Source organism: Chloracidobacterium sp. (genome assembly GCA_025057975.1).
In the GTDB taxonomy this organism is placed as follows: Bacteria; Acidobacteriota; Blastocatellia; order Chloracidobacteriales; family Chloracidobacteriaceae; genus Chloracidobacterium.
This window is the reverse complement of the sequence record JANWUV010000016.1, coordinates 12,837-32,037: the sequence shown is the minus strand read 5'-3', so window position 1 is coordinate 32,037 and position 19,201 is coordinate 12,837. Positions and strand designations below refer to the sequence as shown.

Here is a 19,201-nt window from a genome sequence, read left to right as displayed (position 1 = left end):
TTCCAGTCGGTGATGTCCTGTGTCGGCTGCTGGTGAGCAGGATGACTCTGGTTGGCTGGGGTCTTTGAGGCGCATCGTTTGACGCGCTTCAGCTACGGCACAATGAACTGCACTTCCATACCGCGCCGCGCTTCTAAGACGCGCGCCGCCGGTACTTTCAACGCGGCAATTTCGAGGTGGCCGGTACTTGAAAACAGCGCGAACAGTTCATTCGGCTGCGCTTCGGCGTAGTGCGTAACAAACTTGACGATTTCTCGGCTCTTCGCTGGGTCCTGCGGATGAATCACCACAAACTTGCCTCCCGCCCGCAGCGCCGCCAACGAAATGTGTTCCTTCGTAAAGTTCGTAAAGCAGTTACCAAAGCGGTCAATATGCAGAATTGCGCCACGTAGCCGCTTGGGGTCGGAAACGTCGGGACGTGGTACGTCAAACCGCACATAATCCGTAATCGGTTCGCCCATCTTGCGAGCGTCAACGCCTTTCGCCAAGTAACCAGCAATCGGGGCGAAAATATCGCGTCCATGAAAGGTCGGGCAGACCGGCTGGCGGAAGTAATAGTCAGCCGTAATGTGAATGACGCGATTGACGGTTTCCGTCTGATAGACATAGCTAAACAAGCCGTTGTCCGGGCCGATAAAGTTGTAGTTGTCGGTCATAACTAGAATCGGCCGGCGAGCTGAGCCGACTGTCGGGTCAACAACGGCAACGTGCGTCGTAAAGCGCGGGAAGTAGGACATCGCGTTGTAGAGGACAAACGCCCCGGCGAAAACATCGTGCGGCGGAATGTCGTGTGAGATGTCCACGATGTCCACCTCGCGGTGAATGTCGAGAATGACGCCTTTCATGGCGGCCACAAAGTGGTCGTTCGTTCCAAAGTCGGTCAGCAGCGTCACAAGTGGGCGCTTGGACATAGAGATGATTCTCCCCGATGAGCTGGCGACATTTTCCTGTCTGGCGCGTTCGACTTTATCATCCAACGCGCGGCGGCGTCACCGGAAGCAATACATCACGTAGGCAGGGGGCAGATTCCACCATGTTGGACGGCGCTCAATGCGCTGGAAGCGGCGGGCGAGTTCACGATACACCCGGCGTCCGGGCGGCGTCCATGCAGCATGAATGTACTGAAACAACGTGAACACGCCGCCCGGCGGTAAAACATCAGCCACGGCGTCGAGAATGGCGTTGCGCTCGTCCGACGCCAACCATGACAGCGGCAGTCCGCAGAACACAGCCGCTGGGGGAACGGCGCGCGTCGCTGTGTATCGCCGTAGGTGGACGGCGTTGTCGCAGATAACCGTCGTGTGCGGCAGCCGACGCCGCAGAAAGGCTACGAGTTCTGGGTTACGTTCGATGGCGAGAAAATCGGCGCCGGGCGGTAGAGCCGCCACAATCGCCTCGGTAAATGCGCCCGTACCCGGCCCTAGTTCAATTACAAAACGCGCGCGACTCAAATCCGTCCGCGCCAGCATCGCCTGCGCCAGTTGGCGAGAACTCGGCACAATCGCGCCGGTCTGCCGGGGGTGTTTGACAAATGATTTCCAGAAAACCGCCGTCGCGTCTTCCATGGGGACTGCTTAGGTGAGCCGACCGCCGAATACGCCACAGCACAGGTGACAGGCCCCTCAAACCACCACGCCTGCCGCCAGCAGTGCTTTCCGCCTTGCCCTGTGCCCTGCTTATCGAGAAGCTCCACGCTTGGGATTGGTCGTCGCTGTTCGGCGACGCCTGAGCTAAGGAATCGCTAGCTGATAGATTCCTCGCTCCCAACCCCAAGGTAGTCGGTCACACTCATGCCGATTCGCTTGGCGAAAAGCTGTCCCATGGAATGAATCTCACCCAGCGATTCATCAAGAAGGATGCGTTCAACGCGCCACATGGGAAAAAAGCTATGCGTCAGCCCGATATTGTTTTCACCATTGCTGATGGCACTTAACCAGTCATCAAAAGCGTTGATGTCAAGACCTCGTAGGTGCACACCGGAGGGGTCTATGCTAGTCAAAATCCCCCACAGCTTTTCCCGCGGGCTGTGCAAACCGACTACAACACAAGCGCCGGGTCGGATCATACATACCTCCTGAAAGCATGTGTTGCCGCATCTCACTCGGAATCGAGAACCTTGCTGGTCTCGAACAGAATCTCACTACGCTGAATCCGCACGGTTGCATTGCCAGTCGTTGGATTCAGGTCCTCAGGGACGGCGTCAGACTCAACAGACACTGTATCCAGCAACTCGGCTGCTGGCGGGTCTAGCTCAAAGCGCACCAAGGCAGTTCCTAAACGGATGATATCGCCGTCCTCCAGCTTGATGCCGGTCGTATCACCAAACGGCGTTTCAATGGATTGGCCAGCGCGCTCGACGGCTGTTCCATTGGCGCTTCCGGTGTCAAACAGGTGGAAGTCGCCGTTGTCAAACACAATCGAAGCATGCTGTCGGGAAACGCTCTTGTTCGGTGAGTTGGCGTGATCATGACGGGCGTACACGAAATCGTTGCGACGCAACACCTCACCTGACTTCAGGTCCATGACTGTCCGCAGGCGTCCCAGGAAGGTCGTCCGCTTGGTGACGATAAAGGGCGAACGGTACACCTCACCATTGAGGGCTGTCAGACGCGCCAACCGTGGAATCTGCGGCTTGAACCCTTTGACCTCGACAATCCGACCGGCTTGCTCGTCCACTTTCACGTTCAATCCTTCGGTCGGCTCAGCTGGCGACGCCCACTCGAAGCTGACTGAGCAGTACGTCGGTCCGCCGACTCCGCCAACGGTGGGACGAATCTCCACCACCAATGGTTCTAGCAATCGGAATCCCGAACCGGTGATGTAGTCGTACACCATTTTGGTAAACACAACGGAGTTAAAAAGCACTTCCAGCTCTTCAAGCTTGGCCGGACGTGCGTTGGGTAGGGTAAACACCATCCGGTTGGGTACAAACGTCTGATTTCCAACCCAGATAAAGCGTTTGAGCGAGAGTTGATCCAGAATCTGGCGCACCAGCAGATTCGGCCGCACGTCGTCCAGGGTCAGAATGGGGTTGGCGCGCACGGCCTCGGTCAGAAAGCGTTCAAGCTCAAGCAAGCTCCGGCGAGTGTCGCTGTTCATCGGGGCCACCATTTCAACAGAGAAACAACGCAGCACGGCGCGGCGTGCAGCACCATACCAGAGCTAAGCCGCAGCGGTCGTCAGGCAGGGAATGTCAATCTCGTAAACCGAGACCGGCTGGGTCGGGTATTTCTGATAGACGACCTGCGACTCCACATGCAAACAACTCAAACAGTCCTCTTCAGTGCAGCCGGTGTCGAGGCCAATGGCGCTGCCGAACACATAGATTTCGCCCGGACGCCGGACGCCTTCCGCTGGCAGCAGCCGCGCCGGCGTATGCCCAAAAAAGCAGGGCTTGCCATCGTACAGCGTGAAAAAGTTGAGATCGCGCGTCCACATCAGCACTTCCGGGTCACACTCCGCCGGATGTCTGCCGGGCGCGATCCCGGCGTGGACGTACAACGCGCGGTCGTCTTCGTAAAAGAAGGGCAAACTCCGCAAAAACTCGACATGCGCTTCGGGGATGCCAATCGCCAATGATGAGGTGTTTTCATCAATATCAAAGCCGTATTGCTGAAGCGTCTGGATACCGCCGTTTTCAGGAATCAGCCAGAGCGGATCACCGTAATCGAGCAAATCTAACAGCATTTGCTCATGGTTGCCGCGTATGCACACCACATTCGGATTGCGCCGCCGAAGCTGGAGAACGTACTCAACCACCTGCGGCGAATCCTCGCCGCGATCAATCAGATCGCCGACAAAGATCAGGCGGTCGCGGCGCTCATCGTAGTCAACCGCCTGCAGAATCTCATGCAACTGCCGCGCACGACCGTGAATATCCCCGAAAACATACGTGTTGCCCATGTTGCGTCACTTCCACCCAGCCGATAACCCGTTAGTGCGCTAGTTCTTTGCCCGGTTTGAAACGAATGGTCTTGCCGGGTGGAATGTCGGTGACCTCGCCGGTGCGTGGGTTTCGCCCGATACCGCGTTTGCGCGGTTTGACGACGAACACTCCGAAGCCACGGAGTTCAATGCGTTCACCGCGCTCAAGCGCCCGCTTAAGGCCATCGAACAAAGCTTCCACCGCGACTTCCGCCTTGGATTTGGCGATGCCGGTCGCTCCGGCGACACGATTAACGATGTCAAGCTTAATCACGGCTCGTTCACACTCAAAGTTACGATGTTGGAAGGGATCGCCCGCCGTTCAGCTCCCGGAGCAAGCATTCGTCCGGTGTCAGGCGCGTTGAATGGCAACGTAAGTGGCGCTTCACGGCCTGTCAAGCCGGAAGCGATTCATCCAATGTTTCAGCGCCAACCACTTCGCTTTCTGTCAACTGCCCCCAACTCAGGCGCTCACGGAGAAAGAGCAACAGACCGAGCAGGGTGAGCGGAACGTACCACACCACATGCGAGACAAAGGAAAACGCCAGGGCAGTTTCTTTTTCGACGCCGAATGCGCCCAAACTGTGCGTACAAAACCACTGATAGGTGCCCACGTAGCCCGGCGCCGACGGCAGCATCGCCCCTAAGTTGACATAGCACATCACGTACAGCGCCTGGGTGACGTTGACGTGCACATTGCAGGCCAACGCCACGAACCACGTCATATAAAGGCTCGCCAGCCAGATGCCGAACGAATCCACCCACACCCACGCCAAGGTGCGCAACGAGCCGCCGCAACTGACGCCCCGCAGAAACCGGTCGGCGATGTCCGCTAGTCGCGCCGCGTACCGGCTGAAGCCGATGCCGGTGAGGCTGCGTTCAACCAATCGCACCACGGTCGGGCGCAGGACAATGGCGGCGACCAACCCAGCCGCGCACCCAAAACCTAGCCATGCCACACTGGTGGCGATGATTTTACTCTCCGGCGGGAGTTTCAAAGTCAGGAGCGTGAACGAAATCAGCAACAACAGCATCAGCACGTCGGCCAGCCGCTCGGTGACGATCGTACCCAAGGCGAAACTCTTGGTTGTACGTGTTTTCCGCCCCACCAAATACGCCCGTGCGACTTCCCCAATCCGCGCCGGCAGGATGTTGTTGGCCATGTAGCCGACAGTCATCACAGAAAAACAATCCCCGAAGTGAATCGCGTCATTCGGCGGCCGGCCGACATCCAGCAGGCGTTTCCAGCGGACAGTTCGCCAAGCAAAGCCCGCCCACATCAGTACAAAGGCGACGCCCAAGTAGGGCCACTGGACAGCGCGCAGCGCCAAGCCGGTCTTGCGCCAGTCAATGCCGTAAAAGGCGAGTCCAGCGAAAACAATACTGAGCAGGACGCCAAGCCAGATTGTGGCCGTTCTAAGTCTGCCTTTCATACCCGTAATCAACCCGTCACCCGACCAACCCTTGGCTTCGCCGCTGACCATTCACCCGGACGTGCGCGCCGCAGGCATAACACACGGAAGGGAAGCTTTCGCTTGGCTTCATCGGTCGTAGTAGCCGCGTCGCGTCCGAATCATCACACCCGGACGCCGAGCGACGACCTTCACCCGCCGCCACCGGTTGTTGTGTTCCGCATTGGAGGGGTAGTACGCCAAACTGTACACCGTACGCAATTCCGCAATGATCTTTTGGTACACCCCGGCTAAGTCTTCAACCCGCGACGCCATGTACAGCGTCGCGCCAGAGGCGTCCGCCACTTGCTGGAGTTGTGTCCGCGCCAAGGCGTAAACTTCCGCTGTTTCGCCCCAGTGATTGCGGTAGTTTTCCTCTTCGGTATCAAGGTAAATCGGATAGACAAGCGTCCCGGACTCCAAGATCGCCTCAAGCATTTGCCGGAATGACACGCGGGAGGGGGCCGGATATGCTGCGCTGATGCTGTTGTCTACACCGTCAGTCATAACGACGACTGCGTTGCGTTCATCCTGAAACGGCGCAAGAACTTCCGTGAGCGTAAACCACATCGCTTCGTAGTATGCTGTCCCGCCGTCCGTGGCGCGCATCTCGGCAATGCGCTGCTTGAGCAGGGTGCGGTCGTTTGTCGGACGACAGAGCACATGGACGCTGCGGGTGAACGTCACAATGGCGATGCGATCCTGCGGGCCGGCCAGTTCGACAAAGCGCCATGCGCTTTTGCGGATGGCGTCAATCTTTTCGCGCGTACTCCCACTTAGGTCCAACAACAGCACCAAGTTGAAGGGCGTGTTGGTCGGTTTGAAGTAGGCGATTTCCTGCCGGGTGTCTTCGTCGAAAATAGTAAAGTCTTCCGCCGTCAGGTTCGTGACAGCCCGTCCATCCTGCGTGGTGGCGATGACATTGAGGTTGACCAAGCGGGCGTCAATCCGAATGGTGTCGGCGTCCGCAGCGTCGGGGGCGTCGTCCGGCGGGAGGTCTACCGCCCGCCGACGGAGCGTTGGGCGGCCGTCCGGCGTAGTGCGGAGTGGATCACGACGCGGCAGGTTAGCCAGCGCTTCATCCGCTGCGGAGAAGCGTCCGTCGTCACGACTGGTGGTGTCCCGTGGCCAGTCACGGTTGTTTGATGGCTGGGCTGGCGAAGCGCCCGGCGGCGTCGGCGCGCTGCGTGTTCCCGGCGGTGGAATGATCCGCACCCCAATGCCGCCCGACATAGTGAGCTCATCGCCAAGGCGTTGTTGGCGGCGTCCAACGCCGCTGCTCCCGCCGTACGTGGCGCTGAGGTCATCCTGCGATTGCGCGCCGCCGCCGAAAATCGGCGTCATCGGCCGATCGGTCGGGCGATCATCCGGCGGAGGGAAGCGGGTCGGCTGAGGTGGGATCTCGTCAGCGCTCGCCACTGTCGGCGGTGTTGCGACCGGCTCGGCAATAGGGACGCTTGACCGCAGCGACTTGAGGTCAATGTGACCACTCCCCGACCGGACGATGACGGCCCGACCACCGCGCCCCAGCCGCCCTTTGACGGCGCGGCGGCTTTTTTCGTCGTAGCTGGTTAGGCTGAGATGACTGGTCGCCGTACCGCTGGCGGAATACAGTTCAACATCGGCGTCGAACCAGCGTGGCAGCTCAACCGCGATGTCACCGGTGTCGGTTTCGGCTGTGGCGCTGGCGACAGGGCCGATCAGTTCAATACTTCCGGCCTGCGCCGAGAGTCGGACATGCGACTCCGCTGGGATGTAGAGCTTGAGGTTGATGCCGCCCATCGTCGGCATACAGCGCACCGTTACCCGTGACGGCGTCGCCGTAATTTTGATGTCTTGTTCATCCACCCAGCGCCCGTCGGTGCGCGTCGCCATGATGTGAACGAGGTCCTCACCCCACACCTCAACCTTAGTCGTCCCCAAAGTGTTTTCCACCTGAATGGTGCGCCCCATGCCGGCTTCAAAACTCCGCTCAAACACCTTGAGCCGTCCTGTCGGCGCACGCTGGGCCGTCGCTGACGGTGGCGGTAAGGTCAGCGCTACAAGCAAGGCGAGGAGACGCCACATGCTGCCAGCTGTCATAAGTCCCCCCTGAACATCACATCCCGAAGAGCGCTTCACTGGTCGCGTCGCTAGCGCAACCAGCCAGGCGGGACGCCTGCACGGCGGGCCTCTTCCTGCAACACCGTGTATTGCACGTACAGCCCGGTCAGCCGTGCCTGCGCGTCACGAATGCGCTCGCGCACCTGCATCAATTCCTGTTTCTCGGCGGTCAGCACCTCCTGCGGTAGCAGGACGCGGTTGCCGGAGGCGTCCCACCCCAGCAGGAAGGTTGTCCCTTGGGCCTCAATCTTGCGCTGCAACGTCTGCGCCTGACTGTTGAGCGAGCGAATGATTTCCTGCTGGGTATAGACTTCCATCAGAATAGCCCGCGCGCGACCGCGCCAGTACGCCTCATCATTGTTATTGGCAGACGCCGGAACAGAGGCGACGGACTCGGCGGTTTTTTCCGCTGGACTGGCCACCAACACGCCCGACATCGGGCGCGTTGAGACTTGGCGCAGGCCGCCGCCGAAGTCGGCGTTGGTCAAAATGCGCCCTGCCTTGCGCGCCGGCGCGGGCGATGATTTCTGCGGCGTAGGGACAGCGGAAGCGACCGGCGCAGCGGCGCGCTCCTCCGCCCCGATCACGCGCGGCGGAGCGGCCTTTGCCCGAAACTCACCGTCCCGCTGACCGTTGACACGTTCCGTCGCAGCGATGTCAATGTTGGCGAGGGCAATGGAAATTCGTCGGCCGTCGGCGGTGGTAAAAACGGCGACCTCATTGACAATACGGTACTCGGACCGCACCTCCAAGCGTTTTCCGTCCCGCAACACCAGCACGAAGCAATCGGCGGCGAGAGCGACGCTTGAGCATAGAAAGACGCCCAAGACGACCACGGTTACGGCTATCCAGCGTGTCATAGTCCCTCCCAACACAGCCGTTTTTCCGACAATGGACTTTGCTTGTGAACTACCCGGAGACCCCACAAGGCTGTACGCAACGATAGCATGTCGTTTTGGCGTTCGGCGATATAACGTGTTTGAATGCCTGCCGGTTTCCGATTTCCGTGATTCAGCGTGAAGGTTTCGTGACGCACTCCGAACTCGCTCTCATTCTTGACTTCGGCTCGCAGTACACCCAACTTATTGCCCGCCGCACCCGCGAACTTGGCGTCTATTGTGAGATTGTTCCGTGTCATACGTCGCCGGCCGAGATTCGTTCCCGGTCGCCGCGTGCGCTGGTGTTGTCCGGCGGACCAGCGTCGGTGTACGCCCCCGACGCTCCCCGGTGCGACGCCGCCGTATTCGCGCTTGGCGTGCCCGTGCTCGGTATTTGCTATGGGCTGCAAACCATCGCGGCGCACTTTGGCGGAACGGTCGCGCCATCCAGCCGACGCGAATTCGGCGCGGCGCGCGTCCGGCGAACTGCGCCAAGTCGCCTGTTTGAAGGCTTGCCGGAAGTCTTCGATGTCTGGATGAGTCACGGCGACCACGTGGTGACGCCGCCGCCCGGCTTCACCGTGACGGCGCAGACCGACGACGCGCTGGGGGCGCTTGAAGACTCCGCTCGTGGCCTCTACGGCTTGCAATTTCACCCGGAAGTCGCCCACACGCCGCTCGGACGCGACATCCTCCGCAACTTCTTCATCAACATCGCGGGTATGCGCGCCGACTGGAATATGCAGGGCTTCATTGAGGCGGCGGTGGCCGACATCCGAGCGCGCATCGGCGACGGCCGCGCCGTTTGCGGACTTTCCGGCGGTGTGGATTCAGCCGTCGCCGCCGCTCTGGTTGCCGAAGCCGTCGGCGACCGGCTGACCTGCCTCTTTGTGGACAACGGCCTGCTGCGGCTGGGCGAGTTCGACGAGGTGCTGGCGATGTTCCGCGACACGCTCCATCTGAACGTCAGGGGCGTCGCCGCCGGTGAACGGTTTTTGACGGCGCTGGCCGGCGTTGAAGACCCCGAAGCCAAGCGCAAGATCATCGGGCGCGTTTTTGTTGAGGTTTTTCAGGAGGAAGCCGCCAAGCTCGGCCAAGTGGAGTTTTTGGTCCAGGGAACACTCTACCCGGACGTAATTGAGTCGGTGTCGGTCAAAGGGCCGTCGGCGGTCATCAAAAGCCACCACAACGTTGGCGGCTTGCCGGAGACGCTGCATCTGAAGTTGGTCGAGCCGTTGCGTGAGCTGTTCAAGGACGAAGTGCGAGCGGTGGGCCGTCAACTAGGCCTCCCGGAAGCCCTGCTCCGACGGCATCCGTTTCCGGGACCGGGCTTGGCGGTGCGCATCGTCGGCGAAGTCACGCCGGAGCGCGTCGCGCTGCTGCAACGCGCCGACGCCATTGTGGTTGAAGAAATTCGCGCGGCTGGCCTCTACGACGACATCTGGCAGGCGTTTGCCGTGCTCTTGCCCGTGCGGAGCGTCGGCGTCATGGGCGACGAGCGGACGTATGAGCACGTCTGCGCCGTCCGCGCCGTGACAAGTCAGGACGGCATGACGGCTGACTGGGTACGGCTGCCCTACGATGTCCTGCACCGCATCAGCAGCCGCATCATCGCCGAGGTGCGCGGCGTCAATCGCGTAACGTACGATATTTCCTCCAAGCCTCCGGCGACCATCGAGTGGGAGTAGTCAGCAGTCATGTTCGTGGATTCACACTGTCACATTGACTTCTACAGCTATGACGACGACCGCGCCGAAGTTCTCAGTCGCGCACGGGCGGCGGGCGTCGAACTAATGCTTGAAATTTGCGGCGGCGACATTGGGCGCGGCTCGCTTGACATCGGCATGCGCATCGTCAAAAGCGAACCGGACGTGTACGGCGCGGTCGGGATTCATCCGCATGACGCCGCCGCCTACGACCCGCCGCTCGAAGCGAAGCTGCTTGACCTTATGGCGCATCCAAAGGTTGTCGCGTGGGGTGAAATCGGACTGGACTACTACTACGACCGCTCGCCGCGCGACGTGCAGCGTCGTGTTTTTGCGCGGCAAATGACGCTCGCCCGCGAGCGCGACTTGCCGATCATTCTGCACATCCGCGACGCGGACGAAGACATGGCGGCGATGCTGCGCGATCACTGGGTCGGGGTGGAGCGTCCCGGTATTTTTCACTGCTTCAGCGGCTCGTGGAAGCTGATGGAAACCGGCGTCGAGCTGGGCTTTCACATCTCCTTTTCGGGCAATCTGACCTTCAAGAAGAACCACGAACTGCGCGACATCGCCCGCGCCGTTCCGCTTGACCGCTTGCTGATTGAAACCGACTGCCCGTTTTTGTCGCCGGAGCCGTATCGCGGCAAACGGAACGAACCGGCGCGCGTGCTTGAAGTCGCCCGCTGCTTGGCGCAACTGCATGAAATGGACATCGCCGACATCGGCCGGCTGACCACGGCCAACTTCCGTCGGCTCTTTCGTCTTGAAAGCGCCGTTGCGCCCGCTGTCACGCGCGCTACGGCATGAACCCGCCGGTTCAGGTCGTTCTCGATCTCGCCGTCGTCGGCCTCTTGTTTTCGGGCCTGCGCTTCGGCGGCAAGCTGATGGGAAACCTCCTCTATTTGGAGGCCGACCGCGGCATGCTGGACGACATCGCGTTGGGCGGCGTCGGCGCAGCGTGGCTGGCGTTCGGCGCGCAAACTTTTGGCGGTTACGGCCGCCCTTTCGCCTTCCTGCTGCTTGGCGTGGGCTTGTTGGGGCTGCTTGACCGCGCTTGGTGGGCAGCCGTCGGTCGGCGACTCCGGACACTCGGAAAGCTGACCGACTGGGCGGCGCGCACTGCGCAGGGCGTCATAGCGCTGAGTCTCGGCGGGGCAGCGTTGGCGGCGCTAGCCCCGCCGGTCGCTAAGGACGCCTTGGTGTATCACCTCGCCGTCCAGAAGACCTACTTGGCGGCCGGGCGCTTCAGCGAGCTGCCGCACAACATTTTCGCCTACTTCCCGCAGTTGGTTGAGGCGCTGTATGCCTGCGGGATGAGCGTCGGGAGCGACCGGACGGCGGCGCTCATTCACAACGGGTTCGGCTGGCTACTGTGCGTCGCCGTCCATCGTCTGGCTGGCGACTGCGGCCTCTCGACGACAAGCTGTTGGCTGGCGGCGGCGGTCGTCGCCGCAACGCCGATGGTGTGGCTTGAAGCCGGCTGGCCCTACGTGGACTTGGCCCTAGCGTTTTACGTCGCGCAGTCGGTGCGGCGGCTGCTGATGTGGCAAGCGACGGGACGGTCCCAGTCGCTTGTCGCGGCCAGCGTCTTTCTTGGCGGCGCGGCGAGCGTCAAGTACCTTGCCTTCCCGTTGGCGCTTGCGCTGACGCCGGTCGTGTTGGGACTGTTGGCGACCAGACACGCTTCGCCTTCCCTGTGGCGCGTCGTGCAAACGCTCGCCTTGTTCTTCCTGCCGATGTTGGCGGTCGCCGCGCCGTGGTATGTCCGCAGCCTTTGGCTGACGCACAACCCAGTTTTTCCGATGCTCTATACGCTCTTTCCGACGCGGAGCGACGGCTGGGACGCCGACCGTGCGCGGCTACACCTGTTGTTCTTGCAGGGCTATGGGAGCGAAGTAAAGGACTGGCTAGATTATATGACGCTTCCTTGGCGCGTCTGTTGGTTGGCGCAAACCGATGACATTCGGCGGTACGACGGTGAGATTGGCGCGGCGTACTTCGTCTTTGTTCCGGCGCTCCTGCTGTGGCCCCGAATGGACGCGCGGCTGCGGAGTTTGGCGGGGTTTGTCGTTCTCTTTTTCTGGCTGTGGGCGTTTTCGTCGCAGCAGATTCGTTTTCTGTTGCCGGCGCTCGCCCCGGCCGCTGTCGTCGTCGTGTGGTTCGCCATTGAATGGCTTAGTTGGACTCGGCGATTGCGCGCCGTCGGGCTGTTGAGCGTCGGGCTGTTCATTGCCGCCAACACGCTGCGTACAGGCGAACTGGCGGTCGAAAGCCAAGCCGTCACCGCCGGACTCGGCCGCATCCCCGCGGAGGACTACCTTCGCGCTAAGTTGCCGGAATACAGGATGTTTCGCTTTTTGGCCGACTGCACGCCGCCGCAGTCGCGCGTCTGGCTGGTCAACACCGGCGCGCGAACCTACTACCTCGACCGGCCCTTCGTCACCGACTACGCCTTCGAGGGGTACACGCTGGGGCGGCTTGTGCACGCATCGCGCACATCGGACGAACTGGCGCAGTTCATCGCGCAGCTCGAAGTGGACTGGCTGTTGATGGCGCTGGACATCGTGCTTGATCCGCAGACGATGCCCTTTGAAAACGAAGCCGAACGAGCGCGCTTCCTAGCCTATCTTCAGCGGTATGCAACGCTCGTTCGGCAGGATGGGCGCTTAGCCCTGTTTCGTTTGCGGCGTTAGGCCGCGCGTGCGCCGGTGAGAAGCTCCTGCATACGGGCGCGCGCTTTGTGGAGTTGTGACTTCGACGTACCGGCGCTGATGCCGAGCAGTCCGCCGATTTCCTCGTGTTCGTAGCCTTTCAGGTCGTGGAGGATGAACACCGTTCGGTAGCCGCGCGGCAGCTTTTTCACCGCCGACAGCAGCGCCAGCCGGTCGACCAGCGGCGTCTGCGACTGCCGAATCATCACCGGCGTTACGTCTTCCGGCATATCGCCTTCTTCCGTCACGCTTTCGACGCGATTTGACTTCTTACGGAAGTGCATCAGCACCTGATTGACGGCGATCCGGTGCAGCCACGTCGTGAAGGCGGCTTCGCCCCGGAAGCTACTGAGCTTACGCAGTACTTGGATGAAGACGTCGTGCGTCAAGTCTTCGGCGTCGTCGGGGTTGCCCGTCATCCGCAGACACACAGCGTACACTCGCCGGTAATACTGGCGGTACAACGCCTCAAACGTATCGGCGGCGACGTTGGCCGGCGGTTCGGCTTCCGCCGTTGGGGGCGGTAAGTCGTCGCTCGCGGCGTCTTCAAGCTCGGCGTCCTCCACGCAGCCTTCATCCAACCCGGGCACACCCGGTTCAAGACCAAATTCACCGGAGAAATGCGGCGCGTCATCAAAATCAGTGGAAACAGGCGTTGCTGTGGTTGGTTGTGTAAATTCGATTGAAAATAGAGCGTCTTCCGTAGTTATGCGGCGCATCTTTGAGAAGCCTCCTATTGTGGCGTTGGCAATCGCCGCTGGCCTGTGAACACAAAGCGCGTGCCAAAGTTCCTGGAAAATCATTCCGAAACGCCAAACTGCCCTTTTTCAAAGACCTGGAATCGAAAACAACGCGCCGCCAGCCGATTTGGCACCGGCGGCGGCGTGGCGAGCACACGATTTCGTGTAAGTCTTCGACTATCGCAGGCCGGTGCTGAACGTAATCGTCGGGCCAAAAATCAACCCGTTGAGAAAAATACGCCGCTGGGCGTGCCAAATCGCCCGGTAGTGCGGGTCGTCGGCGAACAATACGACGTGACCTGAGCCAAGCTGTTCCTCAATGACCACCGCCGTCCGGCGGAGAAAGCGTTCTGTATTCCCCTCCCATACGAAACCGGACAGCGGTTTTGGGTCTTCGATGGTCAGAACGTTCGTACCGGTCGGCGACGGGCGGAAAAACCGCTCACTGACCAAAACGGGCATAGCGGTTTGCTCGTGGCCAAAGGTGAGGAAATGCTCCCGGTTGACCGTCGCCCGAAAAATAGCGCCCGGCAGCGGGAGCGGCGCTTTAGCGACAGCCGCATCAGTTGGCGGTCGCCCGTCGGACGCCGACAGTGAAGCAGGTTTGTCGTCTTCCGGCTTACTGTCTTTCGGCTTGGCCTTTCTGCTGCCTGATTCCCGGTAGCGGGAGGGTTCGCCGGAGGTAGCCGCTGTCTCAGCTTGGGGCAACTTCTTATCGTCCGCCGATGAATCCGGCTCGCGCTTTTTCTCCTCTTCAGTGTCCTCTTCGAGCAGGCGTGCGCCGGTCAAGTCAACGTCTTTGTGAGCAGCGAAGGCGGCTGCGCCGCCTATGCAGATCAGCGTTCCGCCCTCCCGACACCAGAGCTTGAGCCGCTCAATACCTTCCTTGCCAAACGCCCGCCGATATGCGCTTGGCGAGCCGTCGGGCAAAATCAGGACGTTGAATTCGTTTAGTCGCAACTCCAGAAAGGTTTCCACCGTGATGGGGGTGAACTCAATCCCGATATCGTTGGTCAGCGTAAACCACAGTGCGCCGTAGGAAGTCTGACTAACACCCTCCTGCGCGATGACGGCGATGCGGGGCGGCCGTAATGTGTACACCCCTTCAGAGCCGACGCCGGTGATGCCGTCGTTGGTGTACGCCGAATTGACTGATTGCACTTCGACGCCGCATTCGGCGGCCAGCGCCGACAACCGACCGTGAAGCGTGTCGGGATTGCGCTCGACACGCAGGATGAAGGAACCGCGCGGATAAGCTCGGTCGCCGGCGCGCAGCGGTCGAACGGCAGTCGCTAGACGATACCCTTCCTGTAACAGGCGGAGGGCGAGCTTGGCCGCCGCGTCTGACTCATAGGCAAAGACATACGCTGTTCTAGCTGATGACGGTGGCGGTGGCGGCGTCGTCACGACTGAGTGCAGCGGCGTCATGGCGACCGTCGGACGCGCGCCAGCCCAGTAGGCCGGGACATCCAACGCTAGCGGCAACGACCAAGCTGTAATGTCGTAAAACTCGGTTTCTTCCTTTGGTGCGTTGGCTCCGCGCGTCGCATTCCGTCTGACCTTCTCCAGTTGGCGTTCGATAAACGCCTTGTCCTGTTTGGTGTCCGGCTCAAGCAGCGCCTTGGCGATGCGTCCGCGCGGTTGATCAAGATTGACCACTAATGTTCCCGCCGGAAACTCGCGTACGGGCTGGACGCCGCCGAAGTAGTCATGGACGGCTTTGAGCGTGAACGCCGCCGTCGCGGTCTGCACTTCGACGCCGTGGTGGAGCAACGTCTGCACCAGCCGATGCCGGCGCGTTGCGTCCCCTTCCGGTGGAAACAGAATGCATTGCAACGGCCCCTGCCGTCCTTCGGCGATGGACTGAACAAAGAAGGCGCGGTAGTCGCGCAGCCGTTCAACGCGGTGGGCGACCGCCGTCTGAAGGGTGGCGAACGATGCCACCACATGCCGCGCAATGCCGTCGCGCAAGGTGAGAATCGTTTCATCATCCCGTCGCCAGTTGAGTCCCTTCCAACCGCCGCCGTCGGTTTCGTACGTCATACCGGTCGCCCCGTTGAGCGACGACCAGCTATCCCAGTAGCCCGGATAAAACAGGTCAAACACATCTCGCACGTAGTACTGCCAGCCGTAGCGGTCAAACGCCGCCGCGTTGCCCCGCCCAAAGATGTCCAGCCACTTATCGGCTTGCCCACGGTTGATGTTAGGATTGATGGGGAGGGCCGCCGGTGGAAAGAAGTAGTTGACTGTCTGCCCATGGTGGTCGGCGCAGACCTGCGGATGCCACTCCAGAAACGCCTGCATCGCCGATTGCGACTCAATCTGCGACGCAATAACCAGGTCCCGATTGAGATCGAACAGGTAGTGGTTCAGGCGGCCGTAAATGCTCCACGGCTCGCGGTGCTCGATAGCAAAGGGTTCGGGACGACCAATGCCGACGGCGTTGTACCAAGTCACGAACCGCTCATGGCCATCGGGGTTCTGGCACGGATTGATAACGACAACCGCTTGCTCAAGCAGTTCGGTGATGGTTGGATTCTGACTCGCCACAAGGTCATAGAGAACTTCAAGCATCGCCTCGAAGCCGGCCGATTCGTTCCCGTGAATGCTGTAGGCAAGCCAGACAATAATCGGCATGTTTGAGATAAGTTGTTCAGCTTCGGCGTCCGACAGACGGCGCGGGTCGGCGAGTCTGGCGGCGTCGGCCCTGATGGCGTCCAGCCGCGCGATGTTTTTCGGGGAACTGACGACGAGCGTGTACAGCGTCCGGTGTTCGGGCGTACGCCCACGTTCAAAAACGCGCAGCCGGTCTGACTTGGCGGCATACTCGCGCAGGATACGCTCGAAATTGGCGTAGTTGGTGTGAAAGTCGCCGATTTCGTACCCGAAGGTTGTCCAAGGGGAAACGAAATTGGGCGAGTAGGGACCAAACTGCTGAAAATCAAAGCTCACGGCGGCCGTCGGCGGCGGCGCCGGAATCTGGGCGAACGAGGGCGGCAACGGCATGAGGAGCAAAAGACAAAGCAGCGCGGCAAGATGTTTCATCAGACGGACGCCGAGCACGCGCAAGCGCCGTAGCGGAAGTCGCACAGGCGCTCACTGTGTCCTAAGGTGGGGCTTGGGGTGAAACTTATCGGGGCGGCTGAGCCTTCGATTTCTTGTTCTTCTTGTTAGGTTCAACAACCTTGGGCGTTGGTTCGGCGGCCGGTTTGGGCGTCGGTTCACTCTTGGTCTGGGTCGCCGCCATACGGGTGGCTTCGTTCTGTGACGCGGCGGCGCGCTGCCCATAGGTCTGCATCTGCTTGCCTTGCCCTGTAATGGTGGACTCCGGCGTAACGACATCAGTGCGGACACCCAAGCTAACCAGCAACTCCTCAACTTCAGGATCAATCGTGTCGTCCTTTTTCAGGATGACGCCTTCCTTCGACACGCTGGCGGAGGGGCCAAAAATTTCCTCAAACTTGCGCTTGATGAAGCTTTTACGGATAACTTGCTTGACTTCCGCGCCTTCGGCCGGGGCCGGCACTTCAACGCCAAAGCGTTCCAAATACTCGGCCGCCTTGTCGCGCCACTCGCTGTTGGGGTACTCACGAACAATGCGGGCGAATGACTTCGCTGCTTCAGGCGTGTCCTCCAGTTGCGTCAGCGCCACGCCATGCAGGAACAAGGCTTCATCCATGTAGGTGAAGTCCGGGTAGTTCCGAATGATACTTTCACATCGTCCTTTGACGGCGACGTACTTCTGCTGTTTGAAGTAGAGCCGCGCCACGCCAAGGCTGTGCATGCCAAGTTGTTCGCGGGTGAACTTGAGGTATTCCTGCACCTGCGGTTGGAGTTTCGATTGCGGGTACTCACGCGCCAGCCGCATCAGTTCGCGCTCGGCGCGGCGCGCTTCAGTGTTGTCCAAGTTGGCCGGGCCGATCTGGCGGACGTGAATCTGAGCGATTTTGAGCAGTACGTCGTCGGCTAGGGGATGCTGTGGGAAAAACTGTAACCACTCGCGGTATTCGACATCCGCTTGGGCGAGACTGGACGCGCTCCCTTCACGATAGAACGAATCGGCAATGAGCAGCTTCGCCAAAGGCAACAAGGGACTACTGTCGTAGCTGCCAATCAGCGTACTCAACAACAAACGGCCTTCCTCATAACGTCGCTTGCGCATTGCCCGCAACCCCTCGGCGTAGAGTTCGCGGTCGCGGCCCTCGCGGATTTCTTCAGTGGTCACTTTTTTCTTTGGGCTTCCGCAGGCAAGCGAAGCGGCGATGAACGCCGTTAGTACAAGCAGGGCCCAACCACGCTTCGACGTTTGCTCCAGAAACCCTGACTTCAGCAACTTTCAAACCCTCCACAAGTGGAAAAAATCTAAACTCGCCTTTGTGCTGGCGAATGAGCGCCTCAGGTGTTGACGCCGCCGACCGGGGCGGCATGACCTGCGCCCAGCGCCGCTGCGCGTAGTTGTTTGACCGCTAGACCTGGATCGGGCGCGCCAAAGACCGCCGAGCCGGCTACAAGCCACTGCGCGCCGTGTTCAACTAGCGCGCGCACGTTATGCAGGCCGACGCCGCCGTCTACTTCTATCACCGTCCGGAGCCCGCGTTCTTCGATCATGCGCCGGAGACGCGCGACTTTGGACAGGCCGGCCTCGATGAAGCGTTGTCCGCCGAACCCCGGATTGACTGTCATGACTAAAACAAAGTCAGCAAACGGCAGGATTTCATCCAGCAACGTCAATGATGTTCCCGGATTGAGGACGACGCCCGGCCGTGCGCCCAGTGACCGAATGGCGTCAAGCGTTCGGTGCAGATGGTGGACAACCTCCACATGAACCGAGATGGCGTCCGCTCCGGCGTCTCGAAAGTCTTTGAGGAAGGCATCCGGGTTGGTCATCATCAGGTGCACGTCAAGCGGCAGGCGGGTGACTTTGCGCAGCGCAGCGACAACCGGCGGGCCAATCGTTAGATTAGGGACATAGTGCCCATCCATGACATCTACGTGGATCATGTCTGCGCCAGCCGCTTCGATGCGCGCCACCTCTTCGCCCAAACGGGCAAAGTCGGCGGATAGGATGGAAGGTGCAATTTTGATTTCGTTCATACCATCTCCTGCTTGGCGGGGCGCACCGGACAGTTTGGCCGCCGCCCACCAGCTGACTACTGCGCGCGACTGACGTTGATTTTCACCGGAAAGGGCTTACGCACGATGCTGCCCGCCCTGGGATTCTGGCGTGTAACCGTACCGACTGGCTCTGGTGCATTCGGAACATCAATCACCACTACCCGTAGACCGCTTTTCTCCAACAACTCCCTCGCCTCTCGCTCGGTTTTGCCGACAACGTTTGGGACGACGACGCGCTCGCCGCGTGTGAAGTAACAGGTGGCGACGCCGCCTGCAATGAAAGCTACGACGAGCAAGGATATAAACGTGAGCCGCCACAGGGCGCGTTTCAGCCAAGACCCAGTCGCGCGTTGTGGTCGGTCGCCGCTGACTGCGCTCGTCATAGCCGGCGACTCTACCACCGGCGTGGGAACAGCGGCAACGGTCATTGGTTTGTTCATCGGCGTCAGGAGCAGCTCAGCTTCAGGGAAAAACAAACCCCACCTTTCCAGCACGTGAAGCGTGTGTTACAAACCAAACAATCACACAAGTTTTGGATACGTCGTCAGCCTGCAAAAGGGTGGCGTTTTTTTC

General features: G+C 60.4%; 17 protein-coding genes. 3 read left to right on the top strand and 14 right to left on the bottom strand.

Going from position 1 to position 19,201, the window contains the following annotated elements; genetic code table 11:
• Positions 1 to 92: 92 nt before the first annotated feature.
• From NZ585_13175 to NZ585_13135, 9 genes are all read right to left on the bottom strand, one after another.
• On the bottom strand, positions 93 to 911 hold the full coding sequence (locus tag NZ585_13175) for an SAM-dependent chlorinase/fluorinase (protein ID MCS7080986.1): 819 nt from the start codon (positions 909 to 911) through the stop codon (positions 93 to 95).
• Positions 912 to 989: 78 nt separating this feature from the next.
• Complete coding sequence (locus NZ585_13170) at positions 990 to 1,565, bottom strand: methyltransferase domain-containing protein (GenBank protein ID MCS7080985.1); 576 nt, start codon at positions 1,563 to 1,565, stop codon at positions 990 to 992.
• Positions 1,566 to 1,741: 176 nt separating this feature from the next.
• Complete coding sequence (locus NZ585_13165; protein MCS7080984.1) at positions 1,742 to 2,032, bottom strand: hypothetical protein; 291 nt, start codon at positions 2,030 to 2,032, stop codon at positions 1,742 to 1,744.
• A 65-nt stretch (positions 2,033 to 2,097) separates the two neighbouring features.
• On the bottom strand, positions 2,098 to 3,099 hold the full coding sequence (locus NZ585_13160; protein ID MCS7080983.1) for an FHA domain-containing protein: 1,002 nt from the start codon (positions 3,097 to 3,099) through the stop codon (positions 2,098 to 2,100).
• 63 nt (positions 3,100 to 3,162) lie between these two features.
• Entirely contained in the window at positions 3,163 to 3,903 is a 741-nt protein-coding gene (locus tag NZ585_13155; GenBank protein MCS7080982.1) for a serine/threonine protein phosphatase, read from the bottom strand.
• A 31-nt stretch (positions 3,904 to 3,934) separates the two neighbouring features.
• A complete protein-coding gene (locus NZ585_13150; protein ID MCS7080981.1) occupies positions 3,935 to 4,198 on the bottom strand; it encodes an integration host factor subunit beta in 264 nt (87 codons plus the stop codon).
• A 121-nt stretch (positions 4,199 to 4,319) separates the two neighbouring features.
• Complete coding sequence (locus tag NZ585_13145) at positions 4,320 to 5,357, bottom strand: flippase-like domain-containing protein (protein ID MCS7080980.1); 1,038 nt, start codon at positions 5,355 to 5,357, stop codon at positions 4,320 to 4,322.
• A 108-nt stretch (positions 5,358 to 5,465) separates the two neighbouring features.
• Positions 5,466 to 7,457: a VWA domain-containing protein gene (locus tag NZ585_13140; protein MCS7080979.1), complete on the bottom strand. Its 1,992-nt coding sequence runs from the start codon at positions 7,455 to 7,457 to the stop codon at positions 5,466 to 5,468.
• A 50-nt stretch (positions 7,458 to 7,507) separates the two neighbouring features.
• Positions 7,508 to 8,338 carry a hypothetical protein gene (locus NZ585_13135; GenBank protein ID MCS7080978.1) on the bottom strand — a complete coding sequence of 277 codons (831 nt, stop codon included), beginning with the start codon at positions 8,336 to 8,338 and terminating at the stop codon, positions 7,508 to 7,510.
• Between the two features lie 167 nt (positions 8,339 to 8,505).
• On the opposite strand from NZ585_13135, the gene guaA reads away from it, so the two are divergent.
• Genes guaA through NZ585_13120 form a run of 3 tightly spaced genes read left to right on the top strand, consistent with a single transcriptional unit; the run spans position 8,506 to position 12,755 of the window.
• A complete protein-coding gene (guaA, locus tag NZ585_13130) occupies positions 8,506 to 10,044 on the top strand; it encodes a glutamine-hydrolyzing GMP synthase (protein MCS7080977.1) in 1,539 nt (512 codons plus the stop codon).
• 9 nt (positions 10,045 to 10,053) lie between these two features.
• Positions 10,054 to 10,869, top strand: coding sequence for a TatD family hydrolase (locus tag NZ585_13125; GenBank protein ID MCS7080976.1), 816 nt, complete (start codon positions 10,054 to 10,056; stop codon positions 10,867 to 10,869).
• Positions 10,866 to 12,755 (top strand): hypothetical protein, encoded by a 1,890-nt coding sequence (locus NZ585_13120; protein MCS7080975.1) that lies wholly within the window; start codon positions 10,866 to 10,868, stop codon positions 12,753 to 12,755. Before NZ585_13125 ends, NZ585_13120 begins: the two co-directional genes overlap by 4 nt.
• Here NZ585_13120 and NZ585_13115 read toward each other — a convergent pair.
• The 5 genes from NZ585_13115 to NZ585_13095 form a co-directional block, all read right to left on the bottom strand.
• Positions 12,752 to 13,492 carry an RNA polymerase sigma factor gene (locus NZ585_13115; protein MCS7080974.1) on the bottom strand — a complete coding sequence of 247 codons (741 nt, stop codon included), beginning with the start codon at positions 13,490 to 13,492 and terminating at the stop codon, positions 12,752 to 12,754. The two genes, NZ585_13120 and NZ585_13115, sit on opposite strands and share 4 nt — an antisense overlap.
• A 198-nt stretch (positions 13,493 to 13,690) precedes the next feature.
• Positions 13,691 to 16,603: a M14 family zinc carboxypeptidase gene (locus tag NZ585_13110; protein ID MCS7080973.1), complete on the bottom strand. Its 2,913-nt coding sequence runs from the start codon at positions 16,601 to 16,603 to the stop codon at positions 13,691 to 13,693.
• A 40-nt stretch (positions 16,604 to 16,643) separates the two neighbouring features.
• Positions 16,644 to 17,846: an outer membrane protein assembly factor BamD gene (gene bamD, locus NZ585_13105; GenBank protein ID MCS7080972.1), complete on the bottom strand. Its 1,203-nt coding sequence runs from the start codon at positions 17,844 to 17,846 to the stop codon at positions 16,644 to 16,646.
• 62 nt (positions 17,847 to 17,908) lie between these two features.
• Entirely contained in the window at positions 17,909 to 18,607 is a 699-nt protein-coding gene (gene rpe / locus NZ585_13100; GenBank protein ID MCS7080971.1) for a ribulose-phosphate 3-epimerase, read from the bottom strand.
• Positions 18,608 to 18,663: 56 nt separating this feature from the next.
• Positions 18,664 to 19,068, bottom strand: a complete 405-nt coding sequence (locus tag NZ585_13095) for a PASTA domain-containing protein (GenBank protein MCS7080970.1) — start codon at positions 19,066 to 19,068, stop codon at positions 18,664 to 18,666.
• Positions 19,069 to 19,201: the final 133 nt, after the last annotated feature.